This window comes from Buttiauxella sp. S19-1 (genome assembly GCF_022134725.1).
GTDB lineage: Bacteria > Pseudomonadota > Gammaproteobacteria > Enterobacterales > Enterobacteriaceae > Buttiauxella > Buttiauxella ferragutiae.
In genome coordinates, this window is the sequence record NZ_JAHWLU010000083.1 from 1 (window position 1) to 22,074 (window position 22,074).

The 22,074-nt window shown below is 51.9% G+C and carries 22 protein-coding genes and 1 riboswitch; of the genes, 9 read left to right on the plus strand and 13 right to left on the minus strand.

Annotated features, from left to right (window positions below; genetic code table 11):
• The 6 genes from MES37_RS16905 to rhlE all read right to left on the minus strand — a co-directional run.
• On the minus strand, nucleotides 1-978 hold a 978-nt coding region (locus tag MES37_RS16905; protein ID WP_237932105.1), incomplete at its 3' end, for a PTS transporter subunit EIIC.
• A gap of 168 nt (nucleotides 979-1,146) precedes the next feature.
• A complete protein-coding gene (gene licT / locus MES37_RS16910) occupies nucleotides 1,147-1,986 on the minus strand; it encodes a BglG family transcription antiterminator LicT (RefSeq protein ID WP_064548455.1) in 840 nt (279 codons plus the stop codon).
• 153 nt (nucleotides 1,987-2,139) lie between these two features.
• A complete protein-coding gene (locus tag MES37_RS16915) occupies nucleotides 2,140-3,324 on the minus strand; it encodes an alpha/beta hydrolase-fold protein (RefSeq protein WP_232887313.1) in 1,185 nt (394 codons plus the stop codon).
• A 12-nt stretch (nucleotides 3,325-3,336) separates the two neighbouring features.
• Complete coding sequence (locus MES37_RS16920) at nucleotides 3,337-4,929, minus strand: carbohydrate porin (RefSeq protein ID WP_133522456.1); 1,593 nt, start codon at nucleotides 4,927-4,929, stop codon at nucleotides 3,337-3,339.
• Nucleotides 4,930-5,163: 234 nt separating this feature from the next.
• Entirely contained in the window at nucleotides 5,164-6,096 is a 933-nt protein-coding gene (dusC, locus tag MES37_RS16925) for a tRNA dihydrouridine(16) synthase DusC (protein WP_064548461.1), read from the minus strand.
• 136 nt (nucleotides 6,097-6,232) lie between these two features.
• On the minus strand, nucleotides 6,233-7,606 hold the full coding sequence (gene rhlE, locus MES37_RS16930) for an ATP-dependent RNA helicase RhlE (RefSeq protein ID WP_237932107.1): 1,374 nt from the start codon (nucleotides 7,604-7,606) through the stop codon (nucleotides 6,233-6,235).
• A gap of 251 nt (nucleotides 7,607-7,857) precedes the next feature.
• On the opposite strand from rhlE, the gene cecR reads away from it, so the two are divergent.
• Genes cecR through MES37_RS16955 form a run of 5 tightly spaced genes read left to right on the plus strand, consistent with a single transcriptional unit; the run spans nucleotide 7,858 to nucleotide 13,524 of the window.
• Nucleotides 7,858-8,553 (plus strand): transcriptional regulator CecR, encoded by a 696-nt coding sequence (cecR, locus tag MES37_RS16935; RefSeq protein WP_064548465.1) that lies wholly within the window; start codon nucleotides 7,858-7,860, stop codon nucleotides 8,551-8,553.
• On the plus strand, nucleotides 8,543-9,541 hold the full coding sequence (gene hlyD / locus MES37_RS16940) for a secretion protein HlyD (protein WP_064548467.1): 999 nt from the start codon (nucleotides 8,543-8,545) through the stop codon (nucleotides 9,539-9,541). Before cecR ends, hlyD begins: the two co-directional genes overlap by 11 nt.
• Complete coding sequence (locus MES37_RS16945; RefSeq protein WP_232887316.1) at nucleotides 9,534-11,282, plus strand: ATP-binding cassette domain-containing protein; 1,749 nt, start codon at nucleotides 9,534-9,536, stop codon at nucleotides 11,280-11,282. Before hlyD ends, MES37_RS16945 begins: the two co-directional genes overlap by 8 nt.
• Nucleotides 11,269-12,408 (plus strand): ABC transporter permease, encoded by a 1,140-nt coding sequence (locus tag MES37_RS16950; RefSeq protein ID WP_237932109.1) that lies wholly within the window; start codon nucleotides 11,269-11,271, stop codon nucleotides 12,406-12,408. Before MES37_RS16945 ends, MES37_RS16950 begins: the two co-directional genes overlap by 14 nt.
• Before the next feature lie 9 nt (nucleotides 12,409-12,417).
• Nucleotides 12,418-13,524, plus strand: coding sequence for an ABC transporter permease (locus MES37_RS16955; protein WP_064548474.1), 1,107 nt, complete (start codon nucleotides 12,418-12,420; stop codon nucleotides 13,522-13,524).
• Here the strand turns inward: MES37_RS16955 and MES37_RS16960 are convergent.
• Nucleotides 13,486-13,896, minus strand: coding sequence for a YbhQ family protein (locus tag MES37_RS16960; RefSeq protein ID WP_064548476.1), 411 nt, complete (start codon nucleotides 13,894-13,896; stop codon nucleotides 13,486-13,488). The two genes, MES37_RS16955 and MES37_RS16960, sit on opposite strands and share 39 nt — an antisense overlap.
• A gap of 133 nt (nucleotides 13,897-14,029) precedes the next feature.
• Between MES37_RS16960 and MES37_RS16965 the strand changes: the two genes are divergently transcribed.
• From MES37_RS16965 to MES37_RS16975, 3 genes are read left to right on the plus strand one after another with little or no spacing between them, the layout of a single operon-like run.
• Nucleotides 14,030-14,788 (plus strand): endonuclease/exonuclease/phosphatase family protein, encoded by a 759-nt coding sequence (locus tag MES37_RS16965; protein ID WP_237932111.1) that lies wholly within the window; start codon nucleotides 14,030-14,032, stop codon nucleotides 14,786-14,788.
• Nucleotides 14,785-16,041: a cardiolipin synthase ClsB gene (gene clsB / locus MES37_RS16970; protein WP_064548480.1), complete on the plus strand. Its 1,257-nt coding sequence runs from the start codon at nucleotides 14,785-14,787 to the stop codon at nucleotides 16,039-16,041. Before MES37_RS16965 ends, clsB begins: the two co-directional genes overlap by 4 nt.
• Nucleotides 16,041-17,054, plus strand: a complete 1,014-nt coding sequence (locus MES37_RS16975; RefSeq protein ID WP_237932113.1) for a lysylphosphatidylglycerol synthase domain-containing protein — start codon at nucleotides 16,041-16,043, stop codon at nucleotides 17,052-17,054. The genes clsB and MES37_RS16975 overlap by 1 nt, the downstream gene beginning before the upstream one ends.
• 17 nt (nucleotides 17,055-17,071) lie before the next feature.
• Here MES37_RS16975 and MES37_RS16980 read toward each other — a convergent pair whose 3' ends face one another.
• The 6 genes from MES37_RS16980 to moaA form a co-directional block, all read right to left on the minus strand.
• The gene (locus tag MES37_RS16980; RefSeq protein WP_237932115.1) at nucleotides 17,072-17,782 is read right to left on the minus strand and encodes a Bax inhibitor-1/YccA family protein; all 711 of its coding nucleotides are present in this window, start codon (nucleotides 17,780-17,782) and stop codon (nucleotides 17,072-17,074) included.
• Nucleotides 17,783-17,869: 87 nt separating this feature from the next.
• Complete coding sequence (moaE, locus tag MES37_RS16985) at nucleotides 17,870-18,322, minus strand: molybdopterin synthase catalytic subunit MoaE (RefSeq protein WP_064548487.1); 453 nt, start codon at nucleotides 18,320-18,322, stop codon at nucleotides 17,870-17,872.
• 1 nt (nucleotide 18,323) lies between these two features.
• Nucleotides 18,324-18,569, minus strand: a complete 246-nt coding sequence (gene moaD / locus MES37_RS16990; protein WP_121814010.1) for a molybdopterin synthase sulfur carrier subunit — start codon at nucleotides 18,567-18,569, stop codon at nucleotides 18,324-18,326.
• A complete protein-coding gene (gene moaC / locus MES37_RS16995; RefSeq protein WP_064548491.1) occupies nucleotides 18,562-19,059 on the minus strand; it encodes a cyclic pyranopterin monophosphate synthase MoaC in 498 nt (165 codons plus the stop codon). Before moaC ends, moaD begins: the two co-directional genes overlap by 8 nt.
• Nucleotides 19,060-19,062: 3 nt before the next feature.
• On the minus strand, nucleotides 19,063-19,575 hold the full coding sequence (gene moaB, locus MES37_RS17000) for a molybdenum cofactor biosynthesis protein B (RefSeq protein WP_064548493.1): 513 nt from the start codon (nucleotides 19,573-19,575) through the stop codon (nucleotides 19,063-19,065).
• 24 nt (nucleotides 19,576-19,599) lie between these two features.
• Entirely contained in the window at nucleotides 19,600-20,589 is a 990-nt protein-coding gene (gene moaA / locus MES37_RS17005) for a GTP 3',8-cyclase MoaA (protein ID WP_237932117.1), read from the minus strand.
• A riboswitch (molybdenum cofactor riboswitch) is annotated at nucleotides 20,577-20,705 on the minus strand. Its footprint overlaps the gene before it by 13 nt.
• Before the next feature lie 205 nt (nucleotides 20,706-20,910).
• On the opposite strand from moaA, the gene yvcK reads away from it, so the two are divergent.
• Nucleotides 20,911-21,819, plus strand: coding sequence for a uridine diphosphate-N-acetylglucosamine-binding protein YvcK (yvcK, locus tag MES37_RS17010; RefSeq protein WP_064548497.1), 909 nt, complete (start codon nucleotides 20,911-20,913; stop codon nucleotides 21,817-21,819).
• Nucleotides 21,820-22,074 lie beyond the last annotated feature (255 nt).

The following is a 22,074-nucleotide window of genomic DNA, read 5'->3' on the forward strand; positions in this document are numbered from 1 at the left end:
GTCGTATCCCAGTACGCTCAAATTGTTGATCATCAGTGGGACTAAACCCCAGTGCAGGCCGAAGATGACGCAAATCTGCCAGACAGCCCCCATGAATCCGCCCGCCAGCCACGGAGCAAAGGTATAAATCGCCTGATAACCATGGGCCAGACTCTGGCTCAGCCAGGTCGCCGCCGGGCCAATCAGCAAAAATGTCAGTGGAACGGTGATGGCAAGGCAAAACAACGGCGTAAAGAAATTACGCACCGCAGATGGCAGCCGTTTGTTGAACTGCTTCTCCAGCCAGCAACTCACCCACGCAGCAAAAATAATCGGGATGACTGATGAACTGTAATTAATAAAGGTTATCGGTATGCCAAGGAAATTCTCGTGAACCGCACCAACCTGGCTGGTTGCCTCAAACGCTTGCAGCACCACCGGATGCGTCAGAGCGCCACCAATCGCCATGGTAAGAAACGGATTGCCGCCGAATTTCTTACCGGCGGTGTAACCCAGCACCAGCGGGAAGAAGTAGAACAGCGCATCACTCGCCGCAAACCAAAGCTTATAAGTGCCGCTATCCGTCGAAAGCCAGCCGCAAACTACCGCCAGCGCCAGCACACCTTTCAAAATACCGGAGGCTGCCATCACACCGAGGAACGGGGTAAATATCGCCGAGACAATATCAATCAATTTCCCGAAGATACTGGCTTTCTCCCCCGTGACTTGCAGCGAGGGTTCGCTCTCATCCGTGAGCCCTGCGGCGGCGCGAACCGCGTTGTACACATCGTGTACATGGTTGCCAATCACCACCTGGAACTGACCACCGCTTTCCACCACCATGATCACGCCAGGATTTTTTTTCAGCGCTTCGGCATCAGCATTTTTATGGTTTTTGAGCTTAAAACGCAGCCGCGTGGCGCAATGCACCAGGCTCGCAATATTCTCGCGCCCACCGACATGGGCCAGAATATCCTTCGCAACTTCTTGATACGCCATGATTCTTCCTTCCACTTTTCGCCCTCAGGCGACGTGCGACATGAGTAAATTTCAAAAAAAAACCTGAGACTCGTTTCCCGTTAAGGAAACCAGTGCTCAGGTTTTGCCTGCCGCAATCGCGGCAGTAACAATCCATTTTTTAATTGCACGCCTTGCGACGCGTGATACTTAAACTTTAAGACTCTCTTTACGGACTCGCTCAATGTGAATGGCGAGAAACATAATTTCCTCGGTCGTCAGCTCACGCTGATATTCCGTCACCAAATGGTGGCTAATCTTTTCAGCACATTTCCAGGCGCGAGGATAATTATCTTTCACCGCAGCATGCAGCGTTGCATCATCATCGGCCACCACGTTGCGGCTCAGCATACGTTGGGCGAAAAATTTCAAGTGTGTGACAAAGCGCTGATAACTCAAGCTATCTTCATCGTACTCAAAGCGTAGCTGGTACTTCACGATCTGCAATATTTCCTGCATCACGCGGGTGACATGCATCACCTCAGGCATTTCACTGTTCAGTTGCGCCGTAACCAAATGCAGCGCAATAAACCCGGCTTCATCTTCCGCCAGTTGAACATTAAGGCGTTTATCGATGATTGCCAGTGCTTCCTGACCGAGCAAAAACTCTTTGGGATAGAGACGTTTTATCTCCCACAACAGCACATTGCGAATCGCCATCCCTTTCTTTTGCCGCTCAATAGCAAAGTGGCAGTGATCGGTCAGCGTGATATACAAACTGTCCTGCAATTTGCCTAAACGCTGGCGCGAAAGCTCGATAATACGGTCGCAGGTGGTCATCACTTCCAGCGGGATTTGGCTTAACAGTTCGCCTAAACGCGCCACCAGCTCATCGCTTTGCAGGGCAAAAACCTTCTCGATTTTCTCCTTTTCAAGCGGTTCACCCACCTGTTTCTGGAAGCCAAGACCACGGCCCATCACCACTTGTTCACGTCCGTGTTCGTCCAGAATCACCACTACGTTGTTATTGAGTATTTTGGCGATCTTCATAGAAACCCCAGAAACAAAAAAACCTGACCTCCGGCACAGGCCAGAAAATCAGGTTTTGCCTGCAAAAGCAGTAACAATCCAGTCCGGCCACTGTACCAGTTTCGTTTCGCCTCTCAATGCCACAAACAGCAAAGCGTGACGGCTGTCGCGAGTTTACCGCTGCGGGGTAACAAATAGCTGCTGCACAAATTCCGCATACGCAGGCCGCCAGACGTCCATCTCGTGCCCCAGCCCAGGATATTGTTTATAAGTAAACTTTACCCCTTGCTGTTCAAGCTGGCTTTTCAAACCGGCGATATCTTTGCCCGTTACCCCGTCTTTTTCACCGACCACTAAGGTGAAGTTATGTAACTGCTTGTTGATAGCCTGCGGTTGGGCAAGTTGACGTGAAACAGCCTCGTTTGGCACGGTTGTGGTGCTAACACCGCTAAACGTTGCCAGCCAGCCAAAGCTATCCAGATGGCTCATTCCTGAAACCAGTGCCTGGTAACCGCCTTGCGATAAACCCGCTAACGCCCTGCCCGCCGCGTCTTTGCGCGTAGTAAAGCGGCTGTCGATAAGCGGAATAATGTCCTGCATCAACTCTTTGTCCGCAGCAGCGGCATTGAGCGGGTAGAAATTTTTGCGGCGTTCAACTGGCGGGAAGTTTTCCGCCACCGCCAGCTGGATGTCGGTTTCGGTATCCGGCACCACGACCAGCATGGGCTTGATTTTGCCTTCAGCCAGCAGGTTATCCATGATTTGTGGAATGCGCCCCTGCGTAATAGCCGACAGGCCGGTATCGCCAAAACCATGGTAGAAATAGAGCACCGGCAGCGGCTCACCACCTGGCTTGTAGCCCGGTGGCGTCCAGACATAGACCTGGCGTTCGGCCTGCAATGCCTTCGAGTGGTACGCCAGCGTTCTCAGTTCCCCGTGCGGAACCGCGCGCTCATCTAAAATACTGCCTGGAACAAGAATCAAGCTAGTGTTTACCTGGCGTTGAGGCTTGGTGAAGCGACTGCCGGTATCGATGCTGCGAAAGCCATCCACATCAAAATAGTATTCGTAGAGGTTTGGCTTAAGCTGCGCGCTACTCCACGACCAGACACCGCTTTCGTCGCGCGTCATCTCGTGGGACTGCTGGCTTTCTGGTGTGCTGCCGGTAACGACCGAAACGCGTTTTGCGCCAGGTGCAAACAAGCGAAACGTTACTGAGTTATCATTATTCAGGCCAGTGATGTATTGGCTAACGGGCACGGTTGCCGCAGGCGAAGAAGGTAACGTGGCCGCCTGAGTTGCGGGTATGCCCAGCAGACTCACGATAACTAACGATAAATAATGCAGTTTAATTTTCATCATATTCCCTTATTACCACCACACTTCAGCCTGAGCGCCAATCGCCAGCTGATCATTTTTCTCATCTGCAAAACTAAAATTATCCAGTTCATTATTCAGTGAATGAATATAAGTAGCATAGAATCGTATTTCTGGACGAGAAGTTAACATGCTGGTGTTCACTTTTAATGCGTGATAGAGCGTAGTTTTATAACCTGACTCAGTAAATTCATTGCCCATCTGGTCAGTATTCTTCTGGTTGAAATAGCCTAATTCGATACCCGTCTGATTATATTTACTCCAGATATACGCTGGGCGAATCACGGCACGGACACTTTCAAAATCTGTATGTGCTCCAGTTTCATAGCTATAAACATCCTCACCCCGAGAATAAACCAGTGCATTAGCCAGAATAATATCGTCACGTAAATAAGTTTCACCCTGTGAGACAAGTCTTAATGCGGTACCACCGGTATGCTCACCATAATAACGCCCATTAAATGAGGTGTAAGGGCTGGAACCTGAGTAACGGGCAAAACTGCTGGCTAAAGAGTTATTTGCCACAAGGAAGCTAAATTCGTTAAAGCCACCGTTGTCGAAATTTTGTTTCAGCGCAGTGCCGACCATCCAGGTATCTTTCCAGCGATAATAGCCATTTTTGTCTTCGTTATTATTCTGCATGTCACTCTGGTTCGCCATCGCATAGCGGCCATTGACCATAAGCTCAGCTTTATCCCACAGCGGGATCGACTTATAACGAGCATCAATAGTATTAACATTCAGTTTCTGTGATTTGCTGAGATCCTGGTTATAACCGTCAATATCTTCACGTATTAAGGCAATATCCAGTTTGCCGCTACCCAGTTTCATGTCCTGAATCCCCAGCCCGCCACCGCCATCGGTGCGCTGAGTTTTCCAGTCCAGCATCTGGATTTCATACATCGGTAACTGGTGCTTACCGACCCAGAAATCAGCTTCAGGCGCAAAGGGTAAAAAGCCTTTAGTGTTAACATAAAGATCTGAAAACTGGAGGTAGTTTTCGTTATTAGCGTTATCGCCAAACCAGCCGGCGGAATATTGCTGGCCGACGTTACCATCCAGCTGCACTACGGCATGAACCGTTTTACCCCCTTCGTTGTAGACCCGTTGTGACACTTTTAAATCAAACCAGCTGCTGTATTCGTTCCCTAAGCGGCCTAATGAACCAATAGCCCAGGATTTTGGTGCGCCTTCCGTAGTGGTTCCCCAGCCAGAGCGGAAATAGCCGTTATAGCTAAAGCCAATATCCTCCTTCACAAATTTGCTCAGGTCACTCATGGTCATTGCCGAAATTTGTGGCGTGGTTTTCTCAGATTCCTGCGAGGTTGATGGTGAAGTTGTTGCTACTAATACCTGGTCTGGTCGCGTCGTTTGCTTAGCAAATACATTCATATCAGAAATGTTTTTACGATTAATTTGTTCTTGTGACTTATAATATTGCAGTTCTTTTTTAGTTTCCTGTAAATCCTTTTCCAGCATTTCCAGACGCTGTTCAACGGATAGCTTTGCGCTACTTTGCGCATAAAAAGGAAATACTAACGGCGCCAGCAACACCGTGGTGAGTACATAGTGCGATTTAATATCCATATAAGAGTCCCAGAGGTAATGCAATCAGTAACTTAATTGCGAATTGCCTTCTGACAAAAACAAAAAAACCCGACCCTCCTTAAATAAGGAGAATCAGGTTTTGCCTGCTTGAGCAGTAACAATCCAATAATCTATTACGCTGACGATAATAAACGCCAGCGAATGTACGGCAATGTTTATTTAAATAGTCTGTGACCGCACTCTAATTTTTTAACCAATTAGCGACACCTATAATTATAAACTGTTAATTGCCTGGCTAATTGTCGCAGAAGTTTTATAGCTGCGAATTTCAGTAAATAATTCGGTGGCTTCAATATATTCTTTACGTAAATACCCCAACCACTGTTTTATACGTGCAACGTGATACATCCCGGTATCGCCCTGCTTTTCTAGCTGGCTATATTTTTGCAGTAATTTCACCACGTCCGGCCACGGCATACGCGGCTCGTTATATTTAATCACGCGGCTTAGATTGGGTACATTAAGCGCCCCACGGCCAATCATTACCGAATCGCAGCCGGTTGCTGCCATGCAGTCTTGCGCACTTTGCCAGTCCCAGATTTCACCGTTAGCAATCACCGGAATCGACAAGCGCTTGCGTATTTCACCAATCGCCGCCCAGTTGATGCGTTCGGCTTTGTATCCGTCTTCTTTAGTGCGCCCGTGAACGGTAAGTTCCGTGGCTCCAGCCTGTTGCACCGCATCAGCAATTTCAAACTGACGCGCATCGCTGTCCCAACCGAGGCGGATTTTTACCGTCACCGGCAAGTGTGCAGGCACCGCTTCACGCATTGCTTTTGCACCACGGTAAATCAGATCGGGGTCTTTGAGCAGTGTGGCTCCACCGCCGCTGCCGTTGACCAGTTTAGACGGGCAACCGCAGTTGAGATCGACGCCCCAGGAACCCAGTTCCACAGCGCGCGCGGCGTTTTCAGCTAACCATTGCGGATGCTGCCCCAGCAACTGGACTCGTACTAGCGTACCCGAAGTGGTGCGGCTGGCATGATGAAGTTCAGGGCAAAGTTTATGGAACGATTTTACCGGCAAAAGCTGGTCGACCACGCGCAAGAACTCGGTGATACACAAGTCGTAGTCATTCACCTCGGTAAGCAGTTCCCGAACCAGCGAGTCGAGAACCCCTTCCATTGGCGCAAGCAGTACACGCATAGCGTTTTTCCGGTAAAAAAAAGAGGCGCTATGTTAGCACCTCTTGAATGGGTCTTAAAACCACCCTCACCCCAACCCTCTCCCTGAGGGAGAGGGAGGAATCCAGTCCCCTCAGGGAGAGGGCGTTATAAATTAATTATGCGGAAGCAGGCTTACGCGCTGGACGACGACGACCATTCGCACCAGCAGGTTTCCCGGCACCATCACCCTGTGGGCGTGATGGACGACGTGGAGCACTGCTGCGATCGGAGGATGCACCGCCACTATTACCGCCACGACGTTGACCCTGGCCTTGACCGCCGCCGTTTCCACGACCGCCACCGCCACGCTGCTGCTGACGACCGTTCACAATCGGCTCAGCAGGAATAGATGGGTCAACTTCATAACCAGGGATCGCCATACGCGGAACTTCACGCTTCAGCACACGTTCGATGTCACGCAACAGTTTGTGTTCATCGACACACACCAAAGACAGCGCTTCACCCGTTGCCGCCGCACGGCCAGTACGGCCAATACGGTGAACGTAATCTTCCGGTACGTTCGGCAGCTCGTAGTTCACAACATGTGGCAGCTCTTCGATATCAAGACCACGTGCCGCGATGTCGGTCGCAACCAACACACGAATGCCGCCGTTTTTGAAATCAGCCAATGCACGAGTACGCGCGCCCTGGCTCTTGTTACCGTGAATTGCCGCTGCGGTAATGCCATCTTTGCCGAGCTGTTCAGCCAGGTGGTTGGCACCATGTTTGGTACGGGTAAACACCAGCACTTGCTGCCAGTTACCTTCGCCAATCATCTGTGACAGCAGTTCTCTTTTACGTTTCTTATCAACGAAGTGAACGTGCTGAGTCACTTGCTCTGACGCGGTGTTACGACGCGCAACAGAGACTTCTTCCGGGTTATGCAACAGCTTTTCAGCCAGCCCTTTAATGTCATCAGAGAAGGTCGCAGAGAACAGCAAGTTCTGGCGACGCGCAGGCAGTTTAGCCAGCACGCGACGAATATCGTGAATGAAGCCCATGTCCAGCATGCGGTCGGCTTCGTCCAGCACCAGGATTTCTACCTGGTCGAGTTTCACGGCGTTCTGGTGTTCCAGATCTAACAGACGGCCAGGTGTTGCCACCAGCACATCAACGCCGCTACGCAGTTTCATCATCTGCGGGTTAATGCTCACGCCGCCGAAAACCACCAGCGAACGGATATCTAAATATTTGCTGTAGTCACGCACGTTTTCGCCAATCTGAGCGGCAAGCTCACGGGTTGGCGTCAGGATCAGCGCGCGCACCGGGCGACGGCCTTTCGCATGCGGCTGTTTGTCTACCAGGCGCTGCAACAGCGGCAGGGTAAAGCCTGCGGTTTTGCCGGTACCGGTTTGGGCACTGGCCATCAGGTCGCGACCAGCTAAAACAACCGGAATCGCCTGACGTTGAATAGGGGTAGGCTCACGATAGCCTTGCTCTTCCACTGCACGCAGAATATCGGCGTTCAGGCCGAGAGAATCAAAAGACATAGGTACTCCAGAATCGCCCTGACCGCGAGGTGCGGTGTAGTTTCCAGGGGTTCATATGACGCCAGTCATTCTGGCGCGAGAGAGGGGCACAAACCACGGTGCCGTAAGCCGCGCAGTGTAACAGGTTTTGTGATTTTGCGCACAAATTCTATTTTCTTACGCATTCACAAGATAAATATATCGGACTAGACAGGTAATCACATCGAGCCTACTCTTAATCAATCGATTGATTAACTTTTTAAGAGGTCGGTATGAACGCAACACCGACGCCTGTCACAACCCGCGGTGAGCAGGCAAAAAAGACCCTGATTGCTGCAGCTCTCGCGCAATTTGGTGAGTACGGCTTACACGCTACTACGCGCGATATCGCCGCACTAGCCGGGCAAAACATTGCCGCCATCACCTACTATTTTGGCTCAAAGGAAGAGCTGTATATGGCCTGTGCGCAATCAATAGCTGACTTCATCACGCTTAATTTCAAGCCGCACGTCGAACGCGCCGAGGCCCTTTTACGCCTGCCGCAAACGGATAAATCACAGATTCGCCAGCTGATACATACTGCCTGCAATCACATGATTATCCTGCTGACTGCCGATGAAACGCTGAATCTCAGCAAGTTTATCTCCCGCGAGCAGCTCTCACCCACACCGGCTTATCAGCTCATTCACCAGCAGGTGATTGCTCCGATGCACACCCATCTGACCAGCCTCGTCGGGCGTTATACCGATAGAAGCCCCAATGACACCGAAACGATTCTCCATACTCATGCGCTGCTTGGGCAGATTCTGGCTTTCCGGCTGGGACGAGAAACCATTCTGCTGCGCGCCGGATGGTCAACATTTGATAGTGAAAATGTTAAGAAAATCAGCGATGTGGTCGGCAGCCATATCGATTTCATTTTGCAAGGGTTAGCGAATCAACGAGGGAAAACCGGCAATGAAAAGTAAAAAGCCGATCATTATCGTGTCAATTGTGGTGCTTATCGCCGCAGGGATTGCAGGCTGGATGTGGTACAAAAGCCAACAGGATCAAGGGTTAACGTTGTACGGCAACGTGGATATCCGCACCGTCAATATGAGCTTCCGCGTCGGCGGGCGTTTGGCCGCGTTACAGGTGGATGAAGGCGATGCGATTAAAGCAGGTGAAACGCTGGGTGAACTGGACCAGGGGCCATATCAAAACGCCCTGCTTCAGGCGCAAGCCAATGTCGCTGCAGCGCAGGCCAAATTTGACCTGATTATCGCCGGTTATCGTGACGAAGAAATCGCCCAGGTTGCCGCTCAGGTGAATCAGGCGCAGGCGGCATTCGATTACGCGCAGAACTTTTATCAACGCCAGCAAGGTTTGTGGGCGCGCCGGGTAATTTCAGCCAACGATCTGGAAAATGCCCGTTCATCCAGCGAGCAGGCCAAAGCGACGCTGAAAGCAGCACGCGATAAATTAAGCCAGTACCGCACCGGTAACCGCCCGCAGGAAATTGCCCAGGCGCAGGCCAGCTTACAACAAGCTAAAGCCCAGCTCGCCCAGGCACAACTGGATTTGCAAGACACCACGCTGGTTTCCCCATCAGATGGCACTTTGCTGACCCGCGCCGTTGAACCCGGCAGCATGCTCAATGCAGGGAGTACCGTATTAACCCTCTCCCTCACCCGCCCGGTTTGGGTGCGTGCTTACGTTAACGAAGTGAGTCTGAACCAGGCGAAACCCGGCACCGAGTTATTGGTGTATACCGATGGCCGCCCGGATAAGCCGTATCACGGCAAAATTGGTTTTGTCTCTCCCACCGCTGAATTCACGCCGAAAACCGTCGAAACGCCGGACTTGCGTACCGACCTGGTGTATCGCCTGCGGATTATTGTCACCGATGCTGACGACTCGCTGCGCCAGGGCATGCCGGTTACCGTGAAATTCAACGACGAGAAAGCGCATGAGTAGCCAGGAGGGCATCATCCGCCTGCAAGGGTTGATGAAACAGTTTCCCGGCCAGCAAAAGCCTGCGGTGGCGAGCCTTGAATGCGAGATTCATACCGGCTCGGTCACTGGTCTGGTCGGCCCGGATGGCGCGGGGAAAACCACTTTAATGCGTATGCTGGCAGGTTTGCTGAAACCGACCGAAGGAACTGCAAGCGTCATTGGCCTGGATCCTATCGAAGACGACCGCGCCCTGCATGCGGTTCTGGGATACATGCCGCAAAAATTTGGCTTGTATGAAGATTTAACGGTGATGGAAAACCTGACGCTGTACGCCGATTTACGCAGCGTCACCGGGCAAGAACGTGAAGAGACGTTTAAGCGGTTGCTGGAGTTTACCGCCCTAGGCCCGTTTACCACCCGCCTCGCAGGGAAGCTATCCGGCGGCATGAAGCAGAAACTCGGCCTCGCCTGTACGTTAGTCGGCCAGCCTAAAGTGCTGTTGCTTGATGAACCCGGTGTCGGCGTTGACCCGATTTCACGCCGCGAGTTGTGGCAAATGGTGCACGAATTGGCCGGTGACGGCATGTTGATTCTGTGGAGCACCTCGTACCTCGACGAAGCCGAACAGTGCCGCGACGTGTTGCTGATGAACGAAGGCGAGCTGTTGTATCACGGTGCGCCGAAGGAATTAACCCAACAAATGGCGGGGCGATCGCTGCTGGTTAGCCACAGCGAGGAGAATAACCGCAAGTTGCTACAACGCGCGCTCAAATTGCCGCAGGTCAGCGACGGCGTGATTCAGGGGCGTTCGGTGCGCCTGATCCTCGCAAAAGGGTCGACCGTTGACGAACTCAGCCAGGCGCTCGATCTCCGGCCTGAAAGCATCGTACAAACCGAGCCGCGTTTTGAAGATGCGTTTATCGACCTGCTCGGTGGTGCGGCGACACAAGAATCTCCGCTGGGGAAAATCCTCCATACTGTGGAAGGCACCCAGGGTGAAACGGTGATCAAAGCCGAAGCGCTGACCAAAAAGTTCGGTGATTTCGCTGCCACCGATAACGTGGATTTCACCGTCCAGCGTGGTGAAATTTTCGGCCTGCTGGGGCCAAACGGAGCCGGGAAATCCACCACCTTTAAAATGATGTGCGGCTTGCTGGTGCCCACTTCCGGCAAAGCGCTGGTGCTGGATATGGATTTAAAAACCAGTTCCGGCAAGGCTCGCCAGCACCTGGGTTATATGGCACAAAAATTTTCGCTTTACGGCAACCTCACCGTGGCGCAAAACCTGCGTTTTTTCTCCGGCGTGTATGGCCTGCGCGGCAAAGCCCAGGAGGAGAAAATTAACCGCATGAGTGACGCGTTCAACCTGCAACCGATTATGAACAGCGCCACGGATGCCCTGCCCCTCGGCTTTAAACAGCGCCTGGCACTGGCCTGCTCGCTGATGCACGAACCGGATATTTTGTTTCTTGATGAACCGACCTCGGGCGTTGACCCGATTACGCGCCGCGAATTTTGGTTGCACATCAACAGCATGGTGGAAAAAGGCGTCACGGTGATGGTGACCACCCACTTTATGGATGAAGCCGAATACTGTGACCGTATTGGGCTGGTGTATCGCGGCAAGCTGATTGCCAGCGGCACGCCAGACGCTCTGAAAGAACAAGCCGCCAACAACGAGCAAACTGACCCGACCATGGAGCAAGCGTTTATTACGCTTATCCATCAATGGGATAAGGAGCACGAAAATGAGCGAGCATAACCAGGCCGTTTCCTGGCGAAGGGTGCGAGCCCTGTGCGTGAAAGAAACGCGCCAGATAGTGCGTGACCCGAGTAGTTGGTTGATTGCGGTGGTGATCCCACTGTTGTTGCTGTTTATTTTTGGCTATGGCATCAACCTCGATTCCAGCCGTCTGCGGGTCGGGGTGTTACTGGAGCAGCAAAGCGAAGAAGCGCTGGTTTTCGCCCACACCATTACCGCATCCCCCTATATCGACCCGACGGTGAGCGATAATCGCCAGCACCTGATTCAGTTAATGCAGGCGGGAAAAATTCGCGGGCTGGTGGTGATCCCAACCGATTTTGCGCAAAACATGGCGCGTGCAGGTGCCAGCGCGCCGATACAGGTGATTACCGATGGCAGCGAGCCGAACACCGCCAATTTCGTGCAGGGTTATATGGAGGGGATTTGGCAAATCTGGCAGCAACAGCGGGCGGAAGATCGCGGGGAAAAGTTTGAACCGCTGATCGATGTGCAGTTGCGTTACTGGTTCAACCCGGCGGCCATCAGCCAACATTTTATCATCCCAGGTGCTGTGACCATCATCATGACGGTGATTGGCGCAATTCTGACTTCGCTGGTAGTGGCACGGGAATGGGAGCGCGGCACTATGGAAGCCCTGCTCTCAACGCAAGTCACGCGCACCGAACTACTGCTGTGCAAACTGCTGCCCTATTACGTGTTAGGGATGCTGGCAATGCTGCTGTGTATGCTGGTGTCGGTGTTTATTCTCGACGTGCCGTATCGCGGTTCATTGCTTATTTTATTCTTCATCACCAGTCTGTTTTTGCTCAGCACACTCGGTATGGGGCTGCTGATTTCGACGATTACCCGTAACCAGTTTAATGCCGCCCAGGTGGCGTTAAATGCTGCCTTCTTGCCGTCGATTATGTTGTCTGGGTTTATCTTCCAGATTGACAGCATGCCAGCGATTATCCGCGCGGTGACCTATGTCATTCCGGCGCGTTATTTCGTCAGCACCCTGCAAAGCCTGTTCCTGGCGGGGAATATTACGACCGTGTTGGTTATCAACGTGCTGTTTTTAATTGCCTCGGCGGTGATGTTTATCGGCCTGACGGCCATCAAAACCAAGCGCCGTCTTGATTAGGGAAAAGCGATGTTATATCGACTCTGGACATTAATACGCAAAGAGCTGCAATCCCTGTTGCGCGAGCCACAAACGCGGGCGATTTTGATTCTGCCGGTGGTGTTGCAAGTGGTGCTGTTTCCGTTCGCCGCCACGCTTGAAGTGACTAACGCCACTATCGCGATTTACAACGAAGATAACGGCAGCCACTCCGTTGAACTGACCCAGCGTTTTGCCCGCGCCAAAGCATTCAGCCATGTGCTGTTGCTGAAAAGCCCGCAAGAGATCCAGCCAACTATCGACAACCAAAAAGCGCTGCTGCTGATTCGCTTCCCGGCAGAATTCTCGCGTGATATTGCCAGCCAGCAGCAAGCAAAACTGCAAATCATTCTTGATGGGCGTAACTCGAACAGTGCGCAGATTGCCGCCAATTACCTCCAGCAAATTGTGAAGAATTACCAACAGGAACTGGTGTCCGGGCAGCCAAAACCGAACAACAGCGAGCTGGTGGTGCGCAACTGGTATAACCCGAATCTGGATTATAAATGGTTTGTGGTGCCATCGTTGATTGCGATGATTACCACGATTGGCGTGATGATTGTCACCTCACTTTCCGTGGCGCGCGAACGTGAGCAAGGCACGCTCGATCAGCTGTTGGTTTCGCCACTCGCCACCTGGCAGATTTTTGTTGGTAAAGCCGTACCCGCGCAAATCGTGGCGATTGGCCAGGCAACCATTGTGCTGGGCGTCGGGATTTGGGGTTATCACATTCCGTTTTCCGGCTCGCTGTTGCTGTTTTACTTCACGATGCTGATTTACGGTTTGTCACTGGTGGGCTTTGGTTTGCTGATTTCGTCATTGTGTTCGACGCAACAGCAGGCATTTATTGGCGTGTTTGTCTTTATGATGCCGGCGATTTTGCTGTCGGGTTATGTTTCACCGGTCGAGAACATGCCGGTGTGGCTGCAAAACCTGACGTGGGTAAACCCGATTCGGCATTTCACTGACATCACTAAGCAGATTTATTTGAAGAACGCGAGTTTTGACATTGTCTGGGGAAGTGTGTGGCCGCTATTGGTGATAGCAGCCACTACGGGTTCAGCGGCGTACTGGATGTTTCGGCGCAAAATCGCCTGAGGTTTTATCTTTGGCGAACAGCGAATAAATAATCGGCCCGGCAATCATCGCCAGCCCGGCTCCTGCCAGCAGGAATTTATTCTCGACCACGCGTGACAACAGCCACAGCACAATCATCGCGTTGCCGAAATACCAGGTGGTAGTCAGCTCTTCAAGAAAATCACCAATATCACGTAAGCGCCCTGTACGAACACGTTGCAGGGCGAACATCAGGATAACTGTTGCGACATACAGCAAACATAACCCAATGCCGACCGGTATGAGGGAGGCAGTTTTCCAGCCAACGAGCAGCACACAAAGCACTGAAAGATGCAGCATTATTTGCCAGCAGCTTAGGCCTGTAGTCACTTGTACACGTTGTTGCCATTTCATTAATTTCTCTCCTGGCCACTAATTCCTGTCATTCAGAGTACCGCAGTATGCGGAAAATTCTGTAACCCGACACCTATTTGTGACAGAGACTACACTTTATTTTCAACGCGATGATAACAATGCCGGGAGAAGCATGGGTAACAAGACTCAGCACTTTTCCTTTAAAGTGCTCACAATTAATACACATAAAGGCTTTACCGCACTCAACAGGCGCTTCATTTTGCCGGAGTTGCGCGACGCGGTACGCGCCGTTTCTGCCGATATTGTCTGCTTGCAGGAGGTGATGGGCGCTCACGAAGCCCACTCCCTGCAGGTCGAAAATTGGCCGGAAACCAGCCATTACGAATTCCTCGCCGATAGCACGTGGAGCGAATTCGCTTATGGGCGCAACGCGGTTTATCCCGAAGGCCATCACGGCAATGCCGTGTTATCACGTTTCCCCATCAGCCATTTTGATAACCGCGACATCTCGGTCGAAGGCCACGAAAAACGCGGCATGCTGCACTGCCAGATAAACCTTCCCGGCGCGAATATTCGAGCCCATGTCATTTGCGTGCATCTCGGTTTACGTGACGCGCACCGCCAGGCCCAGCTCAACATGCTTTGCCAACTGGTGAATGAACTCCCTGAAGGCGAGCCAGTGGTGGTGGCCGGTGATTTCAATGACTGGCAACAACGCGCCAATCAGCAACTCAGGCAAACCGGCCTGGATGAAGTCTTCACCCGTGCATCGGGCCGCCCGGCACGCACTTTCCCTGCCCGCTTTCCCGTTCTGCGCCTGGACAGGATTTATGTAAAAAATGCCTCTGCCAGCGCCCCTACTGCACTGCCGTTGCAACAGTGGCGGCATCTTTCTGACCATGCGCCATTAGCGGTGGAGATTCATCTATGAAAAATAGCTGGCGTGACGGCAACTGTATTTCGTTACTCGAAAATGGCGACCAGTTTTTCCCGGCGGTGTTTACCGCCATCAGCCAGGCGCGTAGCAAAGTGCTGCTCGAAACATTTATCTGGTTTGAAGATGATGTCGGTAAGCAGTTACATGCCGTACTACTGAATGCTGCTCAGCGTGGCGTTAGGGTGGAAGTTCTGCTGGATGGCTACGGTTCACCGGATTTAAGCGATGAGTTTGTAAGTGAACTGACAAGCGCTGGCGTGATGTTCCGCTATTATGACCCGCGTCCGCCGCTGTTCGGTATACGCACTAATTTGTTCCGCCGTATGCACCGCAAAATCGTGGTGGTCGACAGCGCGGTGGCGTTTGTCGGCGGCATTAATTACTCCGCCGAACAGATGAGTGATTATGGCCCTGAAGCCAAACAGGATTATTCGGTCAAAGTTGAAGGGCCAGTGGTACACGATATTTATCAGTACGTGGTTTCCAACTTGCCGGGTCACGATACCAAACGCCACTGGTGGCATCGCCGCCGCAATCCCGCACAAGAAAACCTCAAACCCGGAGAGGCGCAAGCGCTGTTTGTCTGGCGCGACAATAACCGGCATCGCGATGATATCGAACGTTATTACCTGAAAATGCTCGGCAAAGCGAAGCGTGAAGTGATCATTGCTAACGCCTATTTCTTCCCCGGTTACCGGCTGCTTCATGCGATGCGCAATGCCTCACGACGCGGTGTCTCAGTGAAGTTAATCGTGCAAGGCGAGCCGGATATGCCGATTGTCAAAGTGGGTGCTCGCCTGCTGTACAATTATTTAGTGCGCTCGGGTGTGAAGATTTACGAGTACCAGCGCCGCCCGCTGCACGGCAAAGTCGCGCTGATGGACGACCACTGGGCAACCGTCGGCTCCAGCAATCTTGATCCGCTGAGTTTGTCGCTCAATCTTGAAGCCAACCTGATTATTTACGATCGTACCTTTAACGAAACTCTGCGCCAAAACCTGAGCTGCCTGATAGCCCAGGATTGCCAGCCCGTCGACGAGTCCATGCTACCAAAACGAACCTGGTGGAATCTGGGGAAAAGCGTGCTGGCGTTCCACTTTTTGCGCCACTTCCCGGCGATGGTTGGCTGGTTACCCGCACACACCCCAAAACTTGCCCAGGTGATGCCGCCAGCACAGCCGCAACTGGAAACCCAGGACCGAATAGACACAGAAGTTGAGGCTGAAAACCCGGGGGTAAAATATTGATGTCGCACTCGCACCCAAAATGGCGCAAAGCGAAGAAGATCCTCACCTGGCTATTTTTTATTGCCGTTATCGTGCTGTTGGTGGTGTATGCCACAAAAGTGGACTGGCCGGAAGTTTGGGAAGTGATCCGCAATTACAACCGTCTGGCACTGTTTAGCGCGGTCGGTCTGGTGATTCTGAGTTATCTGATTTATGGCTGCTACGACCTGCTTGCGCGGGCGTATTGCGGGCATAAACTGGCAAAGCGGCAGGTCATGCTGGTGTCGTTTATCTGTTACGCCTTTAACCTGACATTGAGCACCTGGGTTGGCGGCATTGGTATGCGTTACCGGCTTTATTCGCGCCTTGGCCTGCCGAGCGCCACGATTACGCGCATTTTCTCGTTAAGTATCTCCACTAACTGGCTGGGTTACATCCTGTTGGCAGGGGTGATTTTTACCGTTGGCGTGGTGCAATTACCGGCTCACTGGTACATAGACGAAACCACGCTGCGCATTTTAGGCGGCGTGCTACTGGCGATCATCGCGGTTTATCTGTGGTTTTGTGCCTTTGCGAAGCATCGCCATATGACGATCAAAGGCCAGCGTCTGGTGTTGCCATCGTTTAAATTCGCACTGATGCAGATGGCGATTTCAAGCTGTAACTGGATGGTGATGGGGGCGATTATCTGGTTGTTGCTGGGCCAGGGGAGCAACTATTTCTTTGTTTTAGGCGTACTTTTAGTAAGCAGTATTGCGGGCGTCATTGTGCATATTCCTGCGGGGATTGGCGTGCTGGAGGCGGTGTTCATTGCGTTGCTGGCGGGTGAACATGTCAGTAATGGGACGATTATTGCCGCGTTGCTGGCGTATCGCATGCTTTACTTTATTGCCCCACTGCTGCTGGCGATTGTTTGCTATTTAGTGCTGGAGAGCCGGGCGAAGACGATGCGGGTGAAAAATGAGAAGAGCCTGGAAGAAAACAACCCTCACCCCAGCCCTCTCCCTGCGGGAGAGGGGGAAAAGAAAGGGTAGGATGAGGGTGACAGGACTTAGCGGCGGTTACCGAAAATACGCAACAGCATCAGGAACAAGTTGATGAAGTCGAGATACAGCGTCAGTGCGCCAAGAATCGAGTACTTACGCATGGTTTGCGTATCGCGAGTATCAATTTGCTCACCAATGTTTTTCAGCTTTTGCGTGTCATAAGCCGTCAGGCCGACAAACACGATGACGCCGATATAGGTTATCGCCCACATCATCGCCGTGCTTTCCAGCCAAATGTTCACCAGCGATGCCAGCACAATGCCGATCAGTGCCATAAACAGCATGTTGCCAAAACCGCTTAAATCACGCTTGGTGGTGTAACCGTACAGGCTCATCGCACCGAACATGCCTGCAGTAACAATAAATGTGCTTGTTATGGATGAGGCGGTATAGACGATAAAGATGAAAGATAGAGTCAATCCTGTCAAAGCGGAGTAGAGCATAAACAAACTAGTGGCAGCCCCTGCACTCAACTTATGGATCATACCCGACAGAACAAAGACCAACCCTAGTTGCACAACAAACAACCCAATCAGAGCAATTTTATTAGAGTAAATATAAAAGATTAGATCTTGATTGCCAGACACATACCAGGCGACAAATGCCGTCAGTAACAGGCCGCAGGTCATCCAGCCATAAACTTGTGCCATATATGCCTGCAAGCCAGTACGGGCCTGCTGGACAATAGTGTCATTGGAACGTGGGAATCGATCCATGATGCTTCCTTAAGTTAATTACGTTGACCGAATTTCAGGCTCGAAGGCCTGTACTTTAAGATTAACACAACTGTATGAAGGTGCTTGTTACCAGCGTTTGGCCGCTTGCTTATCAGTTTCGCGAGCTTCTACCCAGCGCTCCCCTTCAGACGTGGCTTCGCGCTTCCAGAACGGCGCGCGCGTTTTCAGATAATCCATAATGAATTGTGCGGATTCGAACGCTGAACTGCGATGCGCACCCGTCACGCCAACAAACACGATCTCGTCACCAGGCCACAATTCACCAATGCGGTGAATCACACTAACGCGCTGTAACGGCCAACGAAGACGTGCTTCTTCAATAATGTCCGCCAGCGCCTTTTCGGTCATGCCCGGATAATGTTCCAGCGTCAATGCGCTCACGCTATCGCCAAGATTGTGATTGCGTACTTTGCCGGTAAACGTCACCACCGCGCCGTCTTCATCGCACTGCGCGAGCCACTGGTATTCGTCGCCGACGTTGAAATTCTCGTGGCTGACACGGATTCGAGTGTTTTCCATTTTAACCGCCTGTGACCGGAGGGAAAAAGGCGACTTCATCACCGTCGCTTAGCGGGTGATCGAAACTTACCAGTGTCTGGTTGACGGCAGCCAGTAGTTTGCCTGACTCGAGCGCCAGCGCCCAGCGCTCGCTTTTCGCAGCCAGATTCTGGCGCAGTTGTTCGACATTGCTAAAACTCGCGTCCAGTTTCAGGTTGTCGCAATCAACCAGTTCACGTACCTGGGCAAAAAACAGCACGTTAATCATGTTCTGCCACCTTGCTATCCGCCTTAAAGTCGCCAGATTTACCGCCGCTTTTCGCCAGCAGGCGAACCGGGCCGATCACCATATCTTTCTGCACCGCTTTGCACATGTCGTAGATGGTCAACGCGGCAACCGACGCAGCAGTTAACGCTTCCATTTCCACGCCGGTTTTACCGGTCAAACGGCAGACAGATTCGATGCGCACACGGTTATGTTCAGGTTCAGCCGCTAAATTGACTTCGACTTTACTGAGCATTAGCGGGTGGCAAAGAGGAATCAAATCCCAGGTGCGTTTTGCGGCCTGGATCCCGGCGATTCGCGCCGTGGCAAAGACATCACCTTTATGATGGCTGCCTTCAATAATCATCGCTAATGTTGCGGCTTCCATGGTGATAAACGCTTCGGCACGCGCTTCACGCACGGTTTCTGCTTTGGCGGAAACATCAACCATGTGCGCTTCGCCAGCGGCATTAATATGAGTCAGTTGCGACATAATTTATTTCTTGAGATGTGGATGGAAATTACAAGGGCGCACGCGAGCATCCAGTTGAGGCTGGATGATATTTTCCCACGCGGTATGGCACGCTTTCGTGGAACCTGGCATGGCAAAAATAAGCGTGCGATTCGCAATACCGGCCAGGGCACGAGATTGCAGCGTCGAGGTGCCGATTTCTTCAAAAGAGAGCATGCGGAAAACTTCACCAAAACCTTCGATTTCACGGTCAAACAACGGCAGTAACGCTTCGGGCGCCTGGTCGCCATCGGTAAAACCTGTGCCACCGTTGATTAGCACCACCTGGACTTCATCCTCAGCAATCCATTGAGAAACCTGCGCGCGAATGGCGTAGCGGTTTTCTTTAACAATCGCTTTGGCAACCACTTTGTGGCCCGCGTCAGTGGCAGCCTCACGCAGATAATGCCCTGAAGTGTCGTCGTCTTCACCGCGGCGGCTTGAAACAGTCAGAATGGCAATATGTAGCGGGATAAATTCACTACTCGTCTGGCTCATTGAGATTTCCCTATGTATATGATTTTAACCGCCGATGTAGGACAGGTTTTGGGTAATGCCGGTTTCACCGTCATGCAGGAAATGGGTCTGTTTTTTGTGGGTCAGGGCTTCAGCGATACGCGCTTCAAGCTCCGTGATTTGCTCGTCGCTCGCCAGCAAATCACGCAATGAAATGCCCTGCTCGCCAAATAAGCATAGATGCAGGTTGCCGACGGATGAGACGCGCAGGCGGTTACAACTGGCACAGAAGTCTTTTTCGTAAGGCATGATCAGGCCAATTTCGCCCTGATAATCTGGATGGCAAAAGACCTGCGCCGGGCCGTCACTACGGCTGCGGAGTTGGTGTACCCAGCCGCGAGCCAACAACTGGTCGCGAATGATTTTGCCCGAGATGTGGTGTTTGCGGAACAATTCGCCGCCATCGCCGGTTTCCATCAATTCGATGAAACGCAACTGGATAGGACGCGGTTTGATCCAGGCAAGGAAGGTATCGAGTTCGTGGTGGTTCACATCACGCATTAGCACAGTGTTGACTTTTACGCGCTCAAAACCGGCAGAGAACGCGGCGTCAATGCCGCCCATCACCTGACGGAATTTATCCTGTCCGGTAATCGCGTGAAACTGACGAGCATCAAGACTATCTACGCTAACGTTCACTGCCGTCAGCCCGGCATCACGCCATTGTTGGATGTCGCGCGCAAGGCGATAACCGTTGGTTGTTACGGCAATCTGGCGAATGCTGGCGTTTTCATGTACCGCAGCGATGATGTCAGTGAAGTCTTTACGTAAAGAGGGTTCACCACCCGTCAGGCGTACTTTTTCAGTACCCAGGGCGGCGAAAGCGCGCGTAACGCGGCGAATTTCATCGACGTTGAGGAAACTTTTATTTGCCACACCGTGAGGCTTGTAGCCATCCGGCAGGCAATAATTGCAACGAAAATTGCAAACGTCGGTAATAGACAGACGCAGGTAAAAAAACTTACGAGCGAATGCGTCGGTAAGTTGAGTAGCCATGTACACCTTCCAAATACGGGAGATGCAGGCATTTCTTTCTGCACCCTGGTGACTCAAGGTCACGGCCCAAGCACCGTATCTTTCGACTTAGGTCCAGAGGCTTAGTGTGTGTTAGAGCGATAGTAGCGCGTGATGGAGTTCAACGCCATAACAGCTTTCGCTATATAAATATATACATAGCGAGACAATCGCTCAATTTCGCTACAGACTACGCCAAAAGCGATCTTTTGCTTTGATATACATCATTATCGCCCTAGCCAGGATCGTATTTTGAGATCTTTTACGCTACCTTATTTCGATAGTTCGTCATAAGGAAAAGTTATGCGCAATCGTACGCTTGCGGATTTGGATAGAGTGGTTGCACTGGGCGGTGGACACGGCCTGGGCAGGGTTATGTCCTCTCTCTCCTCTTTAGGTTCCCGTTTAACCGGCATTGTTACCACCACTGATAACGGCGGTTCTACCGGGAGAATCCGGCGCTCTGAAGGTGGCATTGCCTGGGGCGATATGCGTAACTGTTTAAATCAGTTAATTACTGAACAGAGCGTTGCTTCGGCCATGTTTGAGTACCGTTTTGGCGGTAATGGCGAACTTTCAGGGCATAACCTTGGAAACTTGATGTTAAAGGCACTTGACCACCTGAGCGTGCGGCCTCTGGAAGCCATCAATCTGATTCGTAACCTTCTCAAAGTGGATGCGTTTCTGATTCCGATGTCTGAACAGCCAGTGGATTTGATGGCGACGGATGCAGATGGCCATTTTATTTACGGGGAAGTGAATATTGACCAGCTTTCCTCACCGCCGCAGGAGTTGTCGTTATACCCGCAAGCCCGCGCCACACGCGAAGCGTTGCAGGCCATTGGTGAAGCCGATTTGATTCTGATTGGCCCGGGTAGTTTTTATACCAGCCTGATGCCGTTACTGCTGCTGGAAGATATGGATCAGGCGCTGCGTCGCACACCTGCGCCGGTGGTGTTTATCGGTAATTTAGGCAAGGAATTAAGCACCGCTGCGGCAAGCCTGTCGCTTGGGCAAACTCTGGACATCATGGAACAGCGTGTTGGTAAGCGCATTATTGATGCCGTGGTGGTTGGCCCGCAGGTAGATGTTGCTGAAATCACCGACCGTGTGGTGATTCAGGAGCCTCTGGAAGCCTGTGATATTCGCTATCGTCACGACCGTCAATTGCTACGCCAGGCGCTGGAAAAAGCTGTTCAGCAACTGGGATAGGATGAGCGATTGCTGTCGGATGACGCTGCGCTTATCCGACCTACAAGTGCATGATTTCGTGAGTCGTTGTAGGGTGGATAAGCGATTGCGTCATCCACCGTTTGCGTCAGTTTTGTCGGATGACGCTACGCTTATCCGACCTTGTATCTTGAACCGGTAGCTGGTTAGCTACCGGTTACATGAAACGGAGGAAGCTTGTATCCGACCTGAAGACCTCGATCTTCCGACGTAGCTTAAGCCCTCCGTTTCACCTTT

Coding starts and splice junctions, on each gene's coding strand:
- licT (WP_064548455.1), bottom strand. CDS start 1,986: ATGAAGATCGCCAAAATACTCAATAACAACGTAGTGGTGATTCTGGAC.
- MES37_RS16915 (WP_232887313.1), bottom strand. CDS start 3,324: ATGAAAATTAAACTGCATTATTTATCGTTAGTTATCGTGAGTCTGCTG.
- MES37_RS16920 (WP_133522456.1), bottom strand. CDS start 4,929: ATGGATATTAAATCGCACTATGTACTCACCACGGTGTTGCTGGCGCCG.
- dusC (WP_064548461.1), bottom strand. CDS start 6,096: ATGCGTGTACTGCTTGCGCCAATGGAAGGGGTTCTCGACTCGCTGGTT.
- rhlE (WP_237932107.1), bottom strand. CDS start 7,606: ATGTCTTTTGATTCTCTCGGCCTGAACGCCGATATTCTGCGTGCAGTG.
- cecR (WP_064548465.1), top strand. CDS start 7,858: ATGAACGCAACACCGACGCCTGTCACAACCCGCGGTGAGCAGGCAAAA.
- hlyD (WP_064548467.1), top strand. CDS start 8,543: ATGAAAAGTAAAAAGCCGATCATTATCGTGTCAATTGTGGTGCTTATC.
- MES37_RS16945 (WP_232887316.1), top strand. CDS start 9,534: ATGAGTAGCCAGGAGGGCATCATCCGCCTGCAAGGGTTGATGAAACAG.
- MES37_RS16950 (WP_237932109.1), top strand. CDS start 11,269: ATGAGCGAGCATAACCAGGCCGTTTCCTGGCGAAGGGTGCGAGCCCTG.
- MES37_RS16955 (WP_064548474.1), top strand. CDS start 12,418: ATGTTATATCGACTCTGGACATTAATACGCAAAGAGCTGCAATCCCTG.
- MES37_RS16960 (WP_064548476.1), bottom strand. CDS start 13,896: ATGAAATGGCAACAACGTGTACAAGTGACTACAGGCCTAAGCTGCTGG.
- MES37_RS16965 (WP_237932111.1), top strand. CDS start 14,030: ATGGGTAACAAGACTCAGCACTTTTCCTTTAAAGTGCTCACAATTAAT.
- clsB (WP_064548480.1), top strand. CDS start 14,785: ATGAAAAATAGCTGGCGTGACGGCAACTGTATTTCGTTACTCGAAAAT.
- MES37_RS16975 (WP_237932113.1), top strand. CDS start 16,041: ATGTCGCACTCGCACCCAAAATGGCGCAAAGCGAAGAAGATCCTCACC.
- MES37_RS16980 (WP_237932115.1), bottom strand. CDS start 17,782: ATGGATCGATTCCCACGTTCCAATGACACTATTGTCCAGCAGGCCCGT.
- moaE (WP_064548487.1), bottom strand. CDS start 18,322: ATGGAAAACACTCGAATCCGTGTCAGCCACGAGAATTTCAACGTCGGC.
- moaD (WP_121814010.1), bottom strand. CDS start 18,569: ATGATTAACGTGCTGTTTTTTGCCCAGGTACGTGAACTGGTTGATTGC.
- moaC (WP_064548491.1), bottom strand. CDS start 19,059: ATGTCGCAACTGACTCATATTAATGCCGCTGGCGAAGCGCACATGGTT.
- moaB (WP_064548493.1), bottom strand. CDS start 19,575: ATGAGCCAGACGAGTAGTGAATTTATCCCGCTACATATTGCCATTCTG.
- moaA (WP_237932117.1), bottom strand. CDS start 20,589: ATGGCTACTCAACTTACCGACGCATTCGCTCGTAAGTTTTTTTACCTG.
- yvcK (WP_064548497.1), top strand. CDS start 20,911: ATGCGCAATCGTACGCTTGCGGATTTGGATAGAGTGGTTGCACTGGGC.